The 17817-nt window shown below is 56.7% G+C and carries 17 protein-coding genes and 1 tRNA gene; 9 read left to right on the forward strand and 9 right to left on the reverse strand.

The window, feature by feature from the left end:
• The 5 genes from VNL17_06620 to VNL17_06640 all read left to right on the forward strand — a co-directional run.
• Positions 1-1159, forward strand: a 1159-nt coding sequence (locus tag VNL17_06620) for a GspE/PulE family protein (protein ID HXI83748.1), incomplete at its 5' end; no start/stop codon positions are given.
• A 166-nt stretch (positions 1160-1325) separates the two neighbouring features.
• A complete protein-coding gene (locus tag VNL17_06625; protein HXI83749.1) occupies positions 1326-3794 on the forward strand; it encodes a helix-hairpin-helix domain-containing protein in 2469 nt (822 codons plus the stop codon).
• Positions 3795-3807: 13 nt separating this feature from the next.
• Positions 3808-4488, forward strand: a complete 681-nt coding sequence (locus VNL17_06630; GenBank protein ID HXI83750.1) for a gliding-motility protein MglA — start codon at positions 3808-3810, stop codon at positions 4486-4488.
• 38 nt (positions 4489-4526) lie between these two features.
• Positions 4527-5015, forward strand: a complete 489-nt coding sequence (locus VNL17_06635; GenBank protein HXI83751.1) for a roadblock/LC7 domain-containing protein — start codon at positions 4527-4529, stop codon at positions 5013-5015.
• Positions 5016-5716: 701 nt separating this feature from the next.
• Positions 5717-6310 carry a hypothetical protein gene (locus VNL17_06640; GenBank protein HXI83752.1) on the forward strand — a complete coding sequence of 198 codons (594 nt, stop codon included), beginning with the start codon at positions 5717-5719 and terminating at the stop codon, positions 6308-6310.
• Between the two features lie 154 nt (positions 6311-6464).
• Here the strand turns inward: VNL17_06640 and VNL17_06645 are convergent, their stop codons facing one another.
• The 7 genes from VNL17_06645 to VNL17_06675 all read right to left on the reverse strand — a co-directional run bounded on the left by VNL17_06645 (position 6465) and on the right by VNL17_06675 (position 10978).
• Positions 6465-6701, reverse strand: a complete 237-nt coding sequence (locus tag VNL17_06645) for a hypothetical protein (GenBank protein ID HXI83753.1) — start codon at positions 6699-6701, stop codon at positions 6465-6467.
• A gap of 219 nt (positions 6702-6920) precedes the next feature.
• On the reverse strand, positions 6921-7496 hold the full coding sequence (gene trmB, locus VNL17_06650) for a tRNA (guanosine(46)-N7)-methyltransferase TrmB (protein HXI83754.1): 576 nt from the start codon (positions 7494-7496) through the stop codon (positions 6921-6923).
• A 130-nt stretch (positions 7497-7626) separates the two neighbouring features.
• Positions 7627-9240, reverse strand: coding sequence for a Na/Pi cotransporter family protein (locus VNL17_06655; protein HXI83755.1), 1614 nt, complete (start codon positions 9238-9240; stop codon positions 7627-7629).
• Between the two features lie 39 nt (positions 9241-9279).
• Positions 9280-9355, reverse strand: a tRNA-Phe gene (locus tag VNL17_06660).
• On the reverse strand, positions 9346-10455 hold the full coding sequence (locus VNL17_06665; protein ID HXI83756.1) for a site-specific integrase: 1110 nt from the start codon (positions 10453-10455) through the stop codon (positions 9346-9348). Before VNL17_06665 ends, VNL17_06660 begins: the two co-directional genes overlap by 10 nt.
• Positions 10456-10468: 13 nt before the next feature.
• The gene (locus tag VNL17_06670; protein ID HXI83757.1) at positions 10469-10681 is read right to left on the reverse strand and encodes a helix-turn-helix transcriptional regulator; all 213 of its coding nucleotides are present in this window, start codon (positions 10679-10681) and stop codon (positions 10469-10471) included.
• 39 nt (positions 10682-10720) lie between these two features.
• A complete protein-coding gene (locus VNL17_06675) occupies positions 10721-10978 on the reverse strand; it encodes a helix-turn-helix domain-containing protein (protein ID HXI83758.1) in 258 nt (85 codons plus the stop codon).
• 145 nt (positions 10979-11123) lie between these two features.
• Here VNL17_06675 and VNL17_06680 point away from each other — a divergent pair, with 145 nt between their 5' ends.
• On the forward strand, positions 11124-11429 hold the full coding sequence (locus VNL17_06680; GenBank protein ID HXI83759.1) for a hypothetical protein: 306 nt from the start codon (positions 11124-11126) through the stop codon (positions 11427-11429).
• A 674-nt stretch (positions 11430-12103) separates the two neighbouring features.
• Here the strand turns inward: VNL17_06680 and VNL17_06685 are convergent.
• Positions 12104-14005: an AAA family ATPase gene (locus tag VNL17_06685; protein ID HXI83760.1), complete on the reverse strand. Its 1902-nt coding sequence runs from the start codon at positions 14003-14005 to the stop codon at positions 12104-12106.
• 643 nt (positions 14006-14648) lie between these two features.
• A complete protein-coding gene (locus tag VNL17_06690; GenBank protein HXI83761.1) occupies positions 14649-15284 on the reverse strand; it encodes a hypothetical protein in 636 nt (211 codons plus the stop codon).
• Between the two features lie 308 nt (positions 15285-15592).
• Here VNL17_06690 and VNL17_06695 point away from each other — a divergent pair, with 308 nt between their 5' ends.
• The 3 genes from VNL17_06695 to VNL17_06705 all read left to right on the forward strand — a co-directional run bounded on the left by VNL17_06695 (position 15593) and on the right by VNL17_06705 (position 17658).
• Positions 15593-15943, forward strand: coding sequence for a DUF6804 family protein (locus VNL17_06695; GenBank protein HXI83762.1), 351 nt, complete (start codon positions 15593-15595; stop codon positions 15941-15943).
• Positions 15940-17133, forward strand: coding sequence for a tetratricopeptide repeat protein (locus VNL17_06700; protein ID HXI83763.1), 1194 nt, complete (start codon positions 15940-15942; stop codon positions 17131-17133). The genes VNL17_06695 and VNL17_06700 overlap by 4 nt, the downstream gene beginning before the upstream one ends.
• Positions 17134-17235: 102 nt before the next feature.
• On the forward strand, positions 17236-17658 hold the full coding sequence (locus VNL17_06705; GenBank protein ID HXI83764.1) for a hypothetical protein: 423 nt from the start codon (positions 17236-17238) through the stop codon (positions 17656-17658).
• Positions 17659-17817 lie beyond the last annotated feature (159 nt).

The raw sequence follows: 17817 nt of genomic DNA on the forward strand, positions 1-17817 counted from the left end.
GGTTATCAAGCTGGTCAACCTCATGCTCGTCCAGGCCATCAAAGACCGCGCCAGCGATATTCACATCGAGCCGTTCGAGAAACAACTACGGCTCCGCTACCGCGTGGACGGAGTGCTCTACGACTCGGCCGCGCCGCCCAAGGGCCTGCAGCCGGCCATCTCCTCGCGCATCAAGATCATGGCGAACCTCGATATCGCCGAACGCCGCCTGCCCCAAGACGGTCGCTTTCGTATCAAACTCGCCGGCCGCGAAGTCGACCTGCGTGTTTCGATCCTGCCGACGATTCATGGCGAAAAGATCGTCATGCGTGTGCTCGACAAGGGCAACCTGAACATGAACCTCGAAAGTTTGGGACTTGCGCCCGACGAATTGCAGAAGTTCAAAAACGCCATCGATGCGCCGCATGGAATGATCTTGATGACGGGCCCGACGGGTTCGGGCAAAACGTCCACACTCTATGCCGTGCTCACGCAATTGAACACGAGTGATGTGAACATCGTGACCGTTGAGGACCCTGTCGAATACCAGATGCTCGGCGTCAACCAGGTGCAAGTGAAAACCGAGGTCGGGCTGACGTTTGCGGGCGGCTTGCGCTCGATCCTGCGTCAGGACCCCGATATCGTCATGGTCGGCGAAATCCGCGACTCTGAAACCGCGGACATCGCAGTGAAAGCCGCATTGACGGGTCACTTGGTACTCTCTACGCTGCATACCAACGACGCGCCCGGCGCGATCGCCCGTATGGTGGACATGGGCATCGAGCCATTCCTCGTCAGCTCATCCGTGTTGATGGTGTGCGCGCAACGTCTCCTCCGCAAGATCTGCCCCCACTGCAAGGAGGCGTTCAAGGTCCCGGCGGACGTGATCACGCGACTCAGCTTGAGCCAGGAAGAGGCCTCGGCCAACACGTACTACCGCGGCCGGGGCTGCTCGCGCTGCAAAGACACGGGGTTTCTCGGGCGCATGGCGATCCTGGAAGTGCTGGGTGTCACCAACGCGATTCGCGAGCTAATCCTGCACAACACCAGCGCCAAAGCCCTCAAAGAACTGGCATTGAAGGAAGGCCTGAAAACCCTGCGCATGTCAGGCCTTGAAAAGGCCAAGGCCGGCCTCACCTCCCTCGACGAGGTACTGCGTGTTTCGGGCAGTGAACTCTAAAGTCTTCAACGAGCCTCCGGCTGCCCACTTCCAACTCGCAAACCTGAGATTTTGACTCTTGTGATAACGGCTTTGTCTTATTCTACCGTACGGACTTGTTCGTGGCATACCGGCTGCTCAATAGCTCCTCGCAAATCGTTTGGAAAACACTGAGGGAAGAAAAAACATGAGATTGCCGTTTTTTCGCAGTTCTAGGGTCGAGCCGACCAAAGCCGTCGCTGTTCCACCGTCCCCAACGGCACGTCCGAACCTGCATTTGGCTGAGACGCAGTTAATTACATCTGCCGATGCCGAGCCCACATCTGGATCGTCGGGGGATAATCGTCTGGGCCGTGAGTCACGCACGCCGGCGTCAAACGGGCAGACGATTCCGGTTGCTCTTCATACGATTTCCCAACAGTTGCCCGCGGGCTTCCTCTCCCCGTCGGCGTCAGAATCCCAGGCACGTATCACGATCAACATTCCCGTGGATTGGGTGCTCCCCCAGCTGGCGACCGGCAGGGTCACGATCGCGCTGGCGGACTTGCTGACCCTGTTACCGGACAACGCTGTGCGACGCCCGCTTCCCAACGGGAACAGTCAATACGCAGTCGTACTACCGCTCGCGGAAGTGGTGAGTGCGTTGCCTGCCGACTTGCTACAGCACCAGGAACAAACGGCGCTCGATATCGACGCACCGGAGTTTACGCAATTCCCGAAACTTTTTGATGATTCGGATAAAGACATCATTCCCCAAGAGACTGCCAAGATGCAAGAAACCGTTGCGGTCGTACAACCGAAAGCACCGGAACCAGTCCCTGTGCCGAGGTCATTCGAAACCAGTTTCCCCGAGCCGGCCAAAGAAATGGCGCCGCCCTCTCGTCCCCTGGCGGCAGTCATGGCAAAACCCATTCCTTCGGTGAATGAACCTCGGCCCGAAGTTGCCGCGCCTTCGGCGCCGTCCAGCGACAATCAGATCACCGTCAGTCTGCGAAGCCTGGTCGCCGTCATGCCGGATCAGTTTTTCATCTGTCCGCGCACCGACCTGTGGCGGCGCATCGATCTGGATTCGCGGATTGCGCTGCCATCCGACCTGGTGTTGCCGCAACTGAAGATTGCGCGCGTCCGCCTGCCTCTCGGCGTTGCCGTGGGCCTGATGCCACGCGGCATTCTGGCTTCACCGTTGCCCCAAATCTCCGATGAGACGATCCCGATCGCGCTGCAGGAGATCGTCGCGCAATTGCCCCCCAATCTTTTCGTCAGTCAGTCAAACTCGTCGGAGTTGGAGGAGATCGATTTCAGCGACAGCGAGATCCCCACTCCTTTTGCAGAAAAATCCTTTACGTCCGCACCCGTCGAAGTCCGTGCTCCCGAGCCGGTACAACCGGAGTCCGAGCCCGCGACGAGCGCGACGGAACCCACAACCGAACCAATCGAGATCCCCTCCGACACGCTTGTGGAAGAGGAAGTGTCGATCTTTGCGGAGAAATCCGCCGTCACTGAGCCAATACAATCTGCGCCCGTGAGCGCCCCAGGCGTTCCGGAGCCGACATCCGAATCAATCGAGATCCCGTCCAGTACCTTTGCCGACGAGGAGCTTTCCATCTTTGCGGAGAAATCCGCCGTCACAGAGCCAACAGCCGTCGAACCCGCGTTCCAGTCGGAACCGGATATCGAGACGCCGGTTGCGCCAGTGGAAGCCGCGGCCGAAGTACCCGCACCTGTGGAACAACAGCCTTTCGAGTCAATCGCGGAAGACGCACCAGTGTTCACGGAACAACCCTCGGCTATCGTCGCAACACCCGAGCCGACGGAGCCAATTGCCGCGTCGACCGAACCGGTGAGCATTACCCCGGTCGCGGAGACAGTTGCTCCAGTTGTCAGCCCGTCCCCCATATTTGCGGAGACGTCGGAACCTGTTACCGAGACTCCCGCGCCTGTTGCGGAAGCGCCGACCCCCGTTGTCGAGACGACGGCGCCAGCAACGCCCGAAATCGTGCACGAGGTACAGGCAGCAGAGCCAACCGCACCGGCACCGAGCGCAGCTCCGGCCCCGAATTCATTCCTGGCACACCTCAATTCCCGCACCGTGGAAGAATTGGCCCGGATCGAAGGCGTTGGTCCTGTCGTTGCACAGCGAATTGTCGAATCCCGCAATGCGCGCGGCGGGTTCCAATCATTGGAAGATTTGCATGGAATTCCCGGCGTCACCCGCAAGGTATTTGGCATCCTGGCCGGCACCGCGCGGCGCGGGCTCAACCGTCTGCTGGGAGTCGAGCACAACGAAGAGCTCACGCTGCAGGAAGTGGTTCGGCTCACGAGCCAGCTTGAAGGTGTCGCGGGTTGCATTCTTGCGATGTCGGATGGTGTGTTTGTAACAGGCCAATTGCCGCCGCACCTGGACCAGGAAACCATCAGCGTTTTTGCCCCGGAATTGTTCAACAAGGTGGGTACGTACACGAAAGAATTGCGCGTGGGAGAGGTTACCCGTCTGTCCGTATTCACCGACCAGCAACCGCTCAGTATTTTCCGCGCGGGCGATATTTTCCTCGTAATTCTCCACGATAACCGTCACTTCAGCAAAGCGCTGTTGCGCCGTTGTGAGCGCATCAGCCAGGAACTTGCCCCGCTGTGTCGTCAGCGGGCCGCTGTGTAAGGAGCCCCCAGACATGTCGATCATCAATTACGTTAACAAAGAAATCCAATTCAAGATCGTCTACTACGGTCCCGCGTTGTGCGGCAAGACAACCAACCTGACCTATATCCACAGCCAGGTGGCCGAAGCGCACAAAGGCGAGCTCGTTTCGCTGGCGACCGCGGCGGACCGCACGCTATTCTTCGATTTCCTGCCGCTCAACGCCGTCGTCGTCAAGGGCTTCAAGACCAAATTCCAGCTCTACACGGTGCCGGGCCAGGTGATCTACAACGCCACGCGCCAGCTCGTCCTGCGCAGCGTCGATGGCGTCGTGTTCGTCGCGGATTCACAATGGGACAAGATGGAAGAGAACATCGAGAGCTTCAAAAACCTCGAAGAGAACCTCGTGCGCCAGGGCACGAGCCTCGACCAAGTCCCTTACGTGGTCCAATATAACAAGCGCGACGTCGGGAGCCCCGCGCCGGTGCATTACCTCGATTTCGTTCTCAACAACCGCAAGGTTCGCGTGCCGAGTTTCGTCGGTATTGCAACCTCCGGTCAGGGCGTGTTCGCCACGCTCAACGCCATCTCGCGGCTTCTGTTGCAGAAGTTCGCGCGCGAGAATGAGACGGCCGCGAACAAACAACAACAGCGCAGCGCAACGCCGGCGACGACGGCCCTTTCGGGAATCGCCGCCGCGGCGGCCCGCCGCTGATCCAACGACAAACAACCGGGTGATCGCTAGCGACTGATATGCACGCAATGCCAATCCTGACGATTGAATCGGCGGAGAGCCTGCTGAAGGCGCTGGAAGACTTTCTCGACAAATCCGACGCATCGTTCGCGCTAATCATTGAAAGAGGCGGTTCCATCCTCAGCCAGCACGGAAAAATCCCCCCGACCGTCGACCCGACGATTCTCTCGGCGCTGGCTGCGGGCAGTTTCGCGGCAACGCGCGAAGTGGCACTGCGTGTCGGGGAGACCGAGTTCTCCGCGTTGCACCAACAAGGCCGGCAATCGCACGTCCTCATGTCCGCGATCAATGACGACGCGATGCTGATGACGGTCTTCGGCCCGAAGACGACGCTCGGCCTGGTGCGCTTCTACTCCGTCAGCGCAGTCAAGCAAATCGCCGCTGTGTTGCGCCAGGCCTGCGAGCAACCGCAAATCCCCATCGATCTCGGCAGCGAAGCGACAGACGATTCGCGCGACGTTTTCGAAGAACCCTCGCGACATGCCTAAGGCCCTCGACTGCCACTGGCTGACACATCCAGACATCTCGAACCGTTCCGCATCCTGCTAAGAGTCAGGCCTCGATCCCTTTCAATGTTTTCATGAGCCGGAACCGACGAGACACCGTCGCCGTCTGCGGTAAACGAACCCGTTTCTCGATGAAAACGACCCTACAGACCCCCTTAAAATGGGTTCGTTCTGGAAAACGAACCCATTTGCAAACGCCGCTGCAAACAACGTAAGCTTCTGCAAATCAAACAGAACCATTGAATTTGACCTCCAAATAAAATGGGTTCGTTTCGCAGAAACACGTATGGCCCCTCTCCTTTCCCCTCGGAACGTGGGAGCGACGTTACCATCGCGGCGCCTGTTACTGCTCTTTGGCTCGTCTTCAGGCTTTGGCAACGAAGGCTATCTTCCTGGTGAACTTCCGTTCCATTCAATGATTCTCAAAGAACACACCAAATCCTACCATTATCGGAATACGATGTCCAGAAGAAAGCCCGGTGTAGCTGCCGCCGTCCCGGCGGCGGTCTGGCATCCCCCGGTTGTGCGACTGTCTCCTGACCGCGCACACCGCCCGACCGAAGGTCTCCACAAGCCGGCCCGGTAAGCCGCACCGCCCGTTTACCCCAAAGTATTTCAGTGCTTCCCGCCCTTCAAATTATCCTGTAATCTCCCTGGCCATGGCGCGACGGATACGAATTAACGTGGCGATTGGCGCTCTCGTTTGGCTCTCTCTTCTGTCGCCAGTATTTCTTGGATGTAGCCCTCCGTCCAAGCCCGAGTTTATCCCTATTACAAATGGATTCGGTTATATTCACTACAAGGGTGGGATTGACTTAGCACCTTCTGCCGATCTGGCCTACAAATGTTCTGACGGCAAAGTGATCATTCTGTGCTGGTTAAGAGAGACCCCGTTTATCAAGGGTGACATGGCGATACTCATCGGCGCTGAGAAGCAGGCGGACAGGAGCGAGCGAAGCCACGTTGGGAGCCTCATCGCCGTGAAAGCGCCAGGACCGGCGGTCGACGTCACTGAAGATGTTGTGAGAATGGGGGCCAAGCAGCAGAATAAAGACGCCGACAAATTGCTGCAAAGTTACGGGTTCCCAAAACTGGTTCAGAGAGGTAGTGACGCTGACAAGCTGATAGAAGGATACCGATTGCCGCCGTTGCCTAAGACGGGAGACGAATTCGTAGTTGTCATCGGTGTGGTTGATCCAGGGAACAGGAATACGATCGTCATTCCACTGAATTGGACCCAAATTGCAAATCTCATCAACGCACACCTTCATAAATGACGTAGTTGACGAGGGAAGAGGCATCGGAAGAATCTAGTGAACGTGGCATGGGCATTTCAAACTTACTTGCGAAGAAATATCCGCGCTGCTGCCGAAGTAGGAGATTGCTACCTGAAGGAATCCGAGGTCACCTTTTGGAACTGGCAATCAGAGATTACTTAACGAGTCGCGACGGAGGGATGAAACCAAGGAAACTGTTCAGGATTCCAAATATAATCGGGCTGGCGATGAACAGCAGGATTGGGAACATCAAATATGGTGTGATGTCCAGGTGTTTCGGGGTCGATGGGAAGCAGACTGTGAAATAATAGGCGATGGAAAGCACAAGGATGATCAACGAGGTGACCCGAATGGAAGCAAGACGCGCCACCGATGACTGCGAGCGTCGCATGAGCTTGCAGGCCACAGCCAATCCCCGTAGGGCGAAACAACCCAAGCCATCAATATGAAGAAGAAAACACAAATGGATTGGGGTCAGGTCTCATTATCAAACAATTCGGTCTCGAGGTTATCAACCACACGCCGCCTGCCCGGAAAGGGGGCAGTCCTGCATAATCACATTTTTCCAGTCATCGTTCCTTGCGCAGGCAGGTCGCGACCGAGGCGACCACTAGCGCTTTTGCCATCGGCTGCGATAGACTTCCCTCCCAGCCGCCACAAACTTCCGTTCAAAGTCAGTCGACGCCTCCTCTGGCAATGACGCTGGCTGGCTTTGAATGAACCCGCCGTCCTTCTCAAACTCGCGTTGGATCCACTCGAAGTACTCCTGATGGTCCGTGGCACAGTTAACGGCGCCGCCGACTGCCAGCGTGCGGCGTACATCCGCAAGGAATGGCGCGCAAATAAGTCGGCGTCCGTGATGCCTCCGCTTCGGCCATGGATCGGGAAACAAAACATGATACGTCGAAACCGAATGATCGGGGATGAGCTTTGAAATCAGGTAGGTTGATTCAATGCGCAGGAGGCGCAGGTTCTGCAAGCCGGCGCACACCGCTTTGCGGTCCACCCGCCGCAAGCGCCGCAGTAACCGATCCACACCCACAAAATTCCGCTGCGGCTGCGTGCACGCCGCCCAAAACAAAAACGCTCCTTTGCCGCAGCCCAAGTCGATCTCGACGGGCAGTTCCGCGGCAAACACCCTTCTCCAATCCAACGGCTCAAACCAATTGGCAGGGGTGTGAATCACGGATGAGTCCGCAGAGGACATCGGTCTTTCTGCGCCGCAGGTTAATTCAGTAGATGGCATCGTTCACCCAGTGTATGGGTCGAATTCGCTTGTGGCAAGAGGCTGCTTCAGGCCGGGTGCGATTCGCTCATCAACCGAGCCCGTTCTCAATAATCGGGTAGGCCACCGCGGTCAGATGGGAATTGATCGCCTTCAGGTTGGTCAGCACATCAAGATGGACGGCACTCGTCTCGAATGACTCCTTCAGGCCCTCGTGCAAGCGATGGAAATGGCGATTACGCAGGTCGCGTTCCAGTTCATTAATATGATGCTTGTGCCGCAACAACTGGACAGCCAGCACCTTGTCCTGGCTGGCGAACGCCGAGATCGCGATCTCAAAATTCTCCAGCACCTTCTGGAAATACCCTTCCAACTCCACCCGCCCCTCCGTGGAGAAGTCCACGTGCAGCGTGATCTTCTTCTCCGCCAACTCGACCAGGTTCTTGTCGATGATGTCGCCGATGTTTTCCAGTTCCGTCGCAAACGTCAGCAACGCAATTTCCCGCCGTGACTCCGCAGTGTTGAGGGCTTGTTCCGACAGCCGCGTGATGTAGGCTTTGATCGCGTTGTTGAGAAGATCAACCTTGTCGTCTTCCTTCCGAACCTCCTCGCACAACGTTTCGTTCCCCTCCTGGAAGCAGCGATGCACGTTCCGCAACATCTCGCGCACGATGTCCGCCATACGCAGGATTTCACGCGTCGCCTGCCCCAACGCCAGCGCCGGACTTTCCAGCGATGACTCGTCAAGATACCGAGGCCCAAATTCTCCTGTGGCTTCGGCGCGTGCGGGCACCAGTTTTTCCAGGAGCGGGGCGACGGCGGGCACGAGCGGCAGAAAGGCGAGCGCAAGGGCCACGTTGAATAACGTATGTGCATTCGCCACAAGTTGGGTGTCGCCTGACGGACTTAATGGCTGTAGCACGCGAATCAACCATGGCAGCAACGGCAGGCATATCGCCACGCCGGCCAGCTTGAACAGCAAATTGCCGATCGCCATGCGCCGGGTCTCGGTACGGGCATAACCCGCAATCAGCGCGGTCACCGCAATCCCGATGTTCGCGCCGAGGACCATCACCACGGCCGCGTCCAAGGGAAGTACCTGCTGCGCACACAAGGCGATCGCGATGCCAATGACCGTGGTTGAACTTTGCAGCCCGACTTGCAGCGCGAGCGCGAACGCCATCAACCCCAGTGGATGATTCTCCAGCACTCGGAGCATTTCGCGTATCTCCGCGCTGTCCTTCCAGGGAGCGACCGCCAGGGACAACATCTCGATCGCCAACAGCAGGAACCCGATTCCCAGAAGCGCCTGACCCGCGCCGCGGGCGGTTTGACGATGGCTAAAGAGATAAAGCGACGCACCCACCGCGATGAAGACGGAGTTGTAGATGTAGAACTTAAAAGCCAGCAGTTGGACGGTGATCGTGAAGCCGATATTGGCTCCCAACATCAACGCCAGCATTTGCTGTAGCGCCACATAACCCGCATTGACGGCTTCCACCGCCAGCAATGCTACCGCCGTACTACTCGGTGCCAGGATCGACACCAGAAATCCCGCCAGCACCGCGCGGACCCTTCCCTGCGTGGCGCCTCGCAGCAGTTCCCGAAACTTCGCGCCGAACACCCGGTCAGAACCTGTCCGCAAACTGCGGATGCCAAGAAGCATCAACGCGATTCCTGCGAGAAAATTGAAGAAGCTCAGCAAGTTCGATGGCCTCCTTCGTGGCCGCACATCAAAAAAAACTGGTGGCTAGGGTCAGAATCGAACTGACGACACCTGCATTTTCAGTGCAGTGCTCTACCAGCTGAGCTACCTAGCCACCTGTTGAAACTGAGGAACTTCCAACGATACACCCGAATCAGCAAAAGGCACTGTCGTAAGATTTGCAGTCACTTCGGCGTCCAATCTGGCCACCGCCCGCTGCTTATGCTCAGGCCCTAGGTGTGCGTATCGCATCGTCATTGTGATTGTCCTGTGTCCTGCCAATTCTTGCACGGTGCGAATGTCCACGCCAGCCATAACTAATCGGCTGATATACGTGTGCCGCAGGGAGTGAAATACAACGTCCTTGCCCAGTCCCGCAAGTTTTTTCGCACTTTCAAACGACTTGCGCCACTGTTGCGGGCCGAACACTAGCCCGTCCGCCCTGTTTTCCGCCCCGTCCTTGTACTCCCGCAATGCCTGCGCCAGCCGCTTAGTCATCGGATTGCATCGCGGGTCCCCGTTCTTGGTGTAGTAACTGGCAACCGAAAGCGTGCCGCGTCCAAAGTCTACGGCCTGCCAGCGCAATGAGCGTAGCTCACCCGCCCGAAAGCCGGTGTCCACGCCTGCCAGCACCAGAGTCTTCAATCGCCGGTCGCAGTGCCTCAGCAACTCGGTCTCTTCTTCGCGCGTCAACCACCGCACCCGAGCGTTATTCTCGCGGTAAAACCGCACCTGCCGCACCGGATTGTCCACCGTCCAATCCCATTTGATTGCCATGTTGAAAAGGTTTTTTAGGCACGCCAATTCGCGGTTTGTCGTTGCGTCCGCATAACCCGCCGCCTTGCGCTGCGCCTTGTATTGCTCAACGCCAAAGGGACTGATCTCGTCAAGCCGCTTTGAGCCGAACACGCCACACAACGCTTGCAACGCATACGTCATCCGCTCCGCCGACCGCACCTTGTGATTCTGCCGGTAGTAGTTGCGGTACTCCTCGACAGCATCGGTGAACTGCCCCTTCTCCGCGTCGTAACGTCCGAACAAGGGCGCTTTGATTGGCCGCTCTACCAATCTACCCTCCAGCGCCTCAACCCGTTTCTTTTCGGCAACTTCGCGCGCAATCGCCTTGCTCACGTCGCCAATGCTGCCCTGAAACCGTTTGCCCTTCACCGTAAATTGGTAATACCAACTGTCGCCGCGTTTGTAGATATGTTTCATGCCTCGCCTCGCTTTAGTTATGGCTGGACGGTCCGATCTTGCACGCCTTCACCCGCTCCGACAGTACGCACAACAACCGCACAGTCTGCGGACCAGGCGGGCGGACATTTTGTTCCAAGTGGCTGACGTGCATTTTGGTCACGCCCAACCAGTCAGCCAATTGCGCTTGCGTCAGTCCCGCCGCCTCGCGCACGCGCTTAATCTTCTGTGCTGTCCAACCTTTCATTGGAGAGAAGTATATCACAGACATATCTCGTGTCAATCCTCAATTCGCCTGCGTGTTCACCGTGCCATTGTGCAATCGTCTCGCCACCGCTTCATTCACGTCCACGCCTTCCAGCCCGTGCATATAAGCATCCAACTCCACCGCGTCAAACACCAACTTGCGCCCCAGCCGTCGAAATGGAATCTGACGCCGCGCCACTGCCGCATAGACCGCCCCCTCTGTCATGCAGAGATAGGCTGCCGCGCCTCTCACGTCCAAGTAGCGCCTCTCGGTGGTTGTGGCGGTCGCTTGCATCATGCTGGTGCGAAGGTTTTCTCGTGAATCACGGGAGCGAGATTAGCACGCGAAAAGCTGGAATCGCGGAGCCAGCGGAAAGCACCTATTGCAGGAAACGTCTCCGTTTTTCCGCGTTTGGCTTTGATTGCGAAAACTTTCTGATTTTGTGCTGGACACGTTTTCGGATGTTTCCCCGCGTCACCTGTCGGCAGCGATCTTCCCCAGCGTGAAGCCCTACGAGCTTGCCACTGGCGGAGCGCGTGCGGTGCAACGTGGAGCGCAGCCCGCGAGCAAGACGTTGACGGCACGCAGCGAGCCGTACAATGGCACAGCGGCACACGCACCGTGGTTGACCAACGGTGTTCCATCGGTTGACCAACGGTATGCCATCGGAAACTCAGCGGAAATTTGTTGGCAATTCCGGCGCATATTTCTGCGCGATCCAGCGCACAACAATCTAAGCCCGGCTTAGAGGTCGGGCGTCGCTTGTAAAATGCGCCAAGTAAGGCGCACGCCCAGTGCAGTAGATGACGGTGCCATTCCACTGCCAGGCTTGGCGCGAAATATACAGCGGGTAGCGAAATGGGGTTCCGTTTCATGTGCGCACCCCGGCAAATTCGCGAAGGCGATCCCACCGCGCGCTTGTCTCTCTGCAATTCCATCCTGTTACACTCGTAACGCTCCTGGAGAGCCAAATACTCTGTTACACTTGGAACAACCCTTGAGCGCCAAGCCATTGCACGGCTAAAAACCGCGTTATTACAAACTTCACAAAGCTTACGTTGCATTACACTTTTTCCATCAAGAGCCCGTTTTCGCATTGCCGGGTTGGATGATCTAGCTAGTTTGTCGGTCTCAAAATGCTGTTTTTCAGCGTCCGCCTTTTCCAATGGTTTAAGAGAATGGTTCACCCTCAACATCGCTTTCCGGTCGTTGCGGGTATCACACAAAATCGTGATGGGTTTGGAAGTCATAGTTCTAACTCGTGAAAGTGTCCGTGAAGATCAGTACACAACCACTCCCGCACAGAGAGACGGACCTTCACGGGCATATAGAAATATGCCCCGTGAAAGTGTCTCTCTTGTTCTCTGGCCGAAGAGACTTTCACCCCCCCGTTTTTGCCGTGAAAGTGTCCGTGAAAGTGTCTCATGGCCTACATTCAGGTTGCGGTCGTTGGCTGTACGATTTGGCTGAATTGGTGCCCGGTCGCGGGGTCAGCCACTCAAACACCCTGCCGTCCTCGCGAAGTTCCGCCAACAGGTTGCGGCAGCGATTCTGGCCGATACCCTTATCACCCGCGAGATTCAGCAGCTTTGCCATGCCAATGCTGCTGTCATCGGGGATCAACTTCAGGAGGTCGTCTTTACCCGGTCGCGGCGTCTTGCCCTGTGTCGTCAAATCATCTTCGCTCGCCAGTTCCCAGCAGATACCGGGCGAGCCGTGTTTGACGTGGAATGAGTAGCGGGGTTCACCTTTGTGATCCATCAGACCGGCCCGTTTGCCACGTTTGGGGAGCACGATCTGAAAGACATCATGCGAGCCTATGCTGCGGATGACTACTACAGCCCGCGCCCAGTTCGCCAATTCCGCCGTGCCGGAACCGAGGTATGCATAGTCACCAGCTTGCCAGTCGGGTTTTTCTCTCCCCGTCTTGGGCTTGTTCGTGTGGTGTACCAGAATCAGGCCGCATCCGTTCGCTTGTAGAATGGGGTTTAGACCATTCCGCAAAAACTGAGACATGCGCTCTTGGTCAGAGACATTGCACCCGCAATAAGCGAAAAGCGGGTCAATGATAACGAGGTCGGGTTTGCACTTGGCAACGAGCCCGGTAAGCAAAACGATAAACTCCTGACCAGTGGCGACGGACTCACAGACAACTAGAATTGCCTTGCACACGGCAACCCGATATTCCTCACCAAGATTCAGCCCTCGAAAAATCCCGTCGCGCATTTCGGCCATATCACCGTCGTCGTTCTCAGCCTGGATGATTAACACCTGCAAATTGCCGACTGGGTTAATATCAAAGAACGGACGGCCTAGCGCCCATTCGATTGCCGCCTGCATCACTGAAGAAGATTTCCCGATTCCGGTAGGCCCGCACCACAACACTGAACCGCCACGGCACAACCAACGCTTTCCCGCGAGGGTTTTGGAAGCTTCGCCTTCGTTGGCGGTGAACTGGTCTAGAGTACGGACTGTGACTTCGTGCTGCCCCCCTGACCATTCCGCATCAATACAATACTCTGGCTCGTAGTGTTTGCGAAAATCCCGCCAGCCCCGGCCTTCGCATCCATTGTGCTTACACTGAAAGCCAAGCTTGCCGCCCAGCGACTCAAAAACGGCAACTTCGCCGTGGTCGCCGTGGTTTTCATCAAATGGACATTGCGCGAGCAAGTGCGCTGTCCTGCCATCCGCGAGCGGCTTCTTTCCGCTGACGGCAATGCTGTGTTTCGTCAAGAAATCCGCCAAGCTGAATTGACCGTTGCGCCCCGGCGATGTTGGTGTGCTTGCGGCTGGGGTGCTGGTGACAGGGTGACTTGCAACAAATGCGTCCAGTTGCGACTGGCTGACAGTCGTTATAGGTACCGGGATACTTCTGATACGCGATAGCCGATGTGGACGGTCTGGCAATGAATCACCCTTGCGAGCAAGCGTCCCGTACAACTTCACGATCCGCGAGGGGTTGAAAACACCCTTGTCAACCTTGCAGTGATCGTTGTCGAACCTCGAAGACAGCGCCCGCAGTACCCTCTGGACACGTCCGCCATCATTAGACGGTAGAGCAACGCGGTAGAGCAAGTGCCAGCCGTTCCCTGAATCCGCAACGACAGGCTCCGGCCAACCCAGCCCGCGAAGGTAGTCTCGAATGTCCCGCGCCAGAATTGCCGCCTGCTTCTTTTCGTCGTCAGTGGACGAAATCCCCTTTGGACGGAACGGATCAATGTCGATCAGCAACCAATGACGACAGACAATGTGTATGTCGCCTGTCGCCTCTCCGCTTTTTGCGGCTTTGAGACGATTCTTACAACGGGCCAGCAAGTCGGGCACAACCGGATTTAGTGTGAGATAGATCCCGGTCGCAGATGTGACTTGCGACAACGCATCAACGGCACTTTTTGCGTTGTCAAAGTACCCGCTCACAGTTCGCGGGTAGCTTTGGCCGCCCAAGCGAGCGTCTAAGGCTCGAATTTCAAACACACGCCCGCTCTCGACTATCGCGGCGATACCCTTGGAGGTTTCGCCGGGGTTGAATAGGTCAAGGTTGCGACGTTGCGCGGGGTCGGTGGTCATTGCCGTGCCGCGTCCACCGCTCGTCGCGCCCGCTCGACTCTAATTTTATCTACCTGCTCTCCTGTGAACAACCGCGCGCCACCTATGGTGCGGATCGGTTCAATTCGCAAGTCTGCTGCCACGCGCTTCACCGTAGACGCGCTGCACCCCAAATCCCGCCCAGCTTCCGCCGGACTAAAAACGCTCGCTGCGCATTGGCTCATGCTTCACCTTGTTCAACTTGCGGCAAAATTTTTTCGGCCCGGCTGCAATCTGCCGCTATTACCCCAGAGCCGCGCTACCACAACGGTGACGCGAGAGTGATATTCGCAGAAGACAACTGCCCGGTCGTGGACATTGATAGCGACGCCAACCATGTCCACGTAGCGAAGAATAGGCGCGAGACGGGGAGAGGATTTTGCTAAGGTGCGGGTTTAATTTTGGTGATTCCCAAGCGCTGCAAGAGCTTTCGTAGCGTCTCATGGCTAGGCGGCGCTGTAAACGCGCCCTGCTCTTTCAGGAACTTGAAAATCTCAACATGTGGGTGCGGCGTGTGGCGATACGATTCAATGGTTGGGATGTTCTTCAAGAGTTTGTCGTACACCTTGCGGTGCGAAGTCGGTGCAATCGGGCCGTACTCATCCCCGGCACGTTCTCTCTTTCTACCTGCTTCGTGTTGTTCTACTCCGAAGATAAAACCGCGCAGGTACTCTCTAACATCGGGCAGCAAACGATTCCAAAGAACATGCTCCAAATCCGGCAAGATACCCGGTGTGACAAGCGCTGTGTTTTTTATCACCCGTTCTAGTGAGGCGTTTTTTGGCATCTTAGGATCGGCGCGTACCCTGCGGCTCTGCTCGATTTCAAGAGCGTACACAAGGCCGCATTGCGCTCCTCGTCTAAAGGCCGGTTTTCTTTTATTCAAACCGGGTAGGTACATTTTTACCCGTGCGGTCCAAACCTTGCCAACCCACTGCGGTTGCTGCTGAACCCAAGACGGCTTCACTGGCGTTTCCGTCACGCTACCTATAGTGAGACTCTTTGCTTTTCCTGCCACGCTCACACGCATAACACTTCAGCCGCACCGAAAGCAATTGCGCTCTATGGCACGGGGCGTACAATACGCAGCAAAGAGGAGAAACACTACATACTGACCGAAAACAACTGACCAACTATTTCGCGTAGCTACGGCTACGGTCTCGGTAGAAAACCGCTAATTTTCATTGTGCAGAGACCAGCCCGGCGCGCGCCCACCAAGGGCGCGGCTTGGCGTATCTCTCTGCACGGGCGCTTAGCGGTGCCTCTACTGGGGGTGCGTTGAGTTCGCGCCCCCTTTTTGCCCGTCCAACGACTTTTGGTGACGCGATGAAACGGCTCTGGATTCCTCAGACTGTCGCAATCTGCATGTTGCTGGTGGCGCTATTCCCTGGCAACCCCTACGGATACTACGTCCTGCTTCGGTGGGTGTGCTGTGGCGTGTTTGCGTTCGCCACCGTGCGCGCCGCCGCGCGCAACCAACAAGGGTGGGGCTGGATTCTCGGGATCACGGCTGCCATCTACAACCCCATAGTCCGCGTCCATCTCACGCGGACAATGTGGCCTGTCGTCAACGTCGTCGCCATTGCCATTGCGCTCGCGTCAATCTTCACCCTCAAAGCGGAGAAACACGGCCAGCCGACACCAAAACCACCGCCGCCCGAGAAGGAAGGGAAATGAGCGGAGACAACCGAACCCCAAACAAAGATCCCGGCCATTTCTGGGCGTTTGTTGACAGAGTAGTCTGTGGCTTTATCTCAATTTGTAGAGCGTTACGCAAGAACTGGGGACGCTTTCTGCAATGGATCGGCAAGCGGTGGGGAATAGATGCAGAACGTGTTCTCGGAAAACTCGCCGTTCGTACTGGCTTGGTGCTCGTCTTTGTGCTGTGCGTAGTTGTACTGTATTCGGGTGTGGGCAAATCACTTCTCTTCGTCCGTTCCAAACTGAATACGATTACCGATGAGAACACGCCTGACGATGTTGGAGACTTTTACGATGTCCTATTGAGTGCCGCGATTGTTGGAGTTGTGTTTTTTGCTTTCAATAAGCAGCGACAAAGGATCGACAGGCAACAAACGGAAATCCACTCCATTGGACAAAAGATTCAAGCCCTTACAGACGCTCTCGACGAACCGCGCCTAGCTTCCGAGTTGCCTCGCTTTCTTAAGCCTGACTTTGAGTTTTGGTTTTTACCTACGCCTGACGACCAGATAGCAGCATACCGCCTAGTGACCAAATTGAAGCCGGATGATCCGAAGGCTTACTGCAACCTCGCCTTGGCCTGCGGGCGTCACGGCAAGCACGACGATGCGGTCGCCGCCTGCAAAAAAGCAATCGCGCTGAAACCGAATGACCCAATGCTTTGGTTCAGCCTAGGCTTGGTTTACAGGCATCAGAGCAAGCACCACGACGCTATGGCAGCCTACCGTCAAGTATTCAAGGTGCAGCCGGATTTCCTAGCGGCTTGGTACTTGAACGCCGGCCAATATCCCAAAGCGGACCGAAACTACGATGCCATCGACGCTGTCGAACTCAATCCGAGCTGGGTGAACCTCGCCTTGACCTCCGAGTATCAGGATAACGCGATCGCAGCCTATCGACAAGAAATCAAGCTCCAACCGGATGACCCCTACGCTTGGCATGGCCTCGGCTGGACGTATTTTGCGCAGGGCAAATACAGTGAGTCAATCGGAGCTAGCCGCCAAGCAGTCACACTGAAACCGCATCTTTCAGAGGCTTGGTTCATCCTCGGCTTGGCGTATGGAAGACAGGGTGACCAGCCGGAGGCTCTCGACGCTCTCGACCATCTCCGGAAGCTCGATCCTACACAAGCCGACAAGTTGGCTGGCCTTCTTTCGAGTAAATGAATCTGGTAGTGTAGACAGCATGAAACGGAAAATTCGCATCCTCATCGGCAACAGCCAAAAGGCTCTATGAGACGTTCACCACCACAACATAAGGAGTAACCAATGAAGAATTGTATCATTGCGCTGGCCGGACTGATTCTGGTCGGCTGGTTGGCGACTACGCTGGCCGACCCCCAACCCGGCAAAGGCCAGTGGCAAGGCAGTATCGGCTACAGCTTCCAGTGCTACACCTGCGAATCCGGGGAGTTTGATTGCATCGCGGCCAGCCCGGTCTGGCTTCAGGTAGTGCACGATGGGAGCGCGCACATTCAGGAGTTTAACCCGGCAGCCATATCGACCGTCACCGGCTTACGCTACCAGGGCCATCTGATCTTGACGGTGTTGGCTAAGGAGAACGGGATAGACGCCAGTATGCAGGCCACATGGAGACGCGAGGACGGCTTTATGTTGAGGGTCAGTGAACGGTGGACGTGCGCCCTGGATGGCACAGTGTTGACGGATACCCAATCCGTAAATTGCCGGTAGGCAAAGCACCGGCGCGGTGCTCAAGGAGAAGCGAGTCGGGTTCCCGGTGGGACAGCGGTAGGCGTTCTTAATGCAATGATTGATGAGAGGAAACATGTTCCTCCACACGCGGGTTTACTCAGGAGTACCTTTTTGCCCCACCCCACCCTGCCCCCGTGC

This window comes from Verrucomicrobiia bacterium (assembly GCA_035577545.1).
Taxonomy (GTDB): domain Bacteria; phylum Verrucomicrobiota; class Verrucomicrobiia; order Palsa-1439; family Palsa-1439; genus Palsa-1439.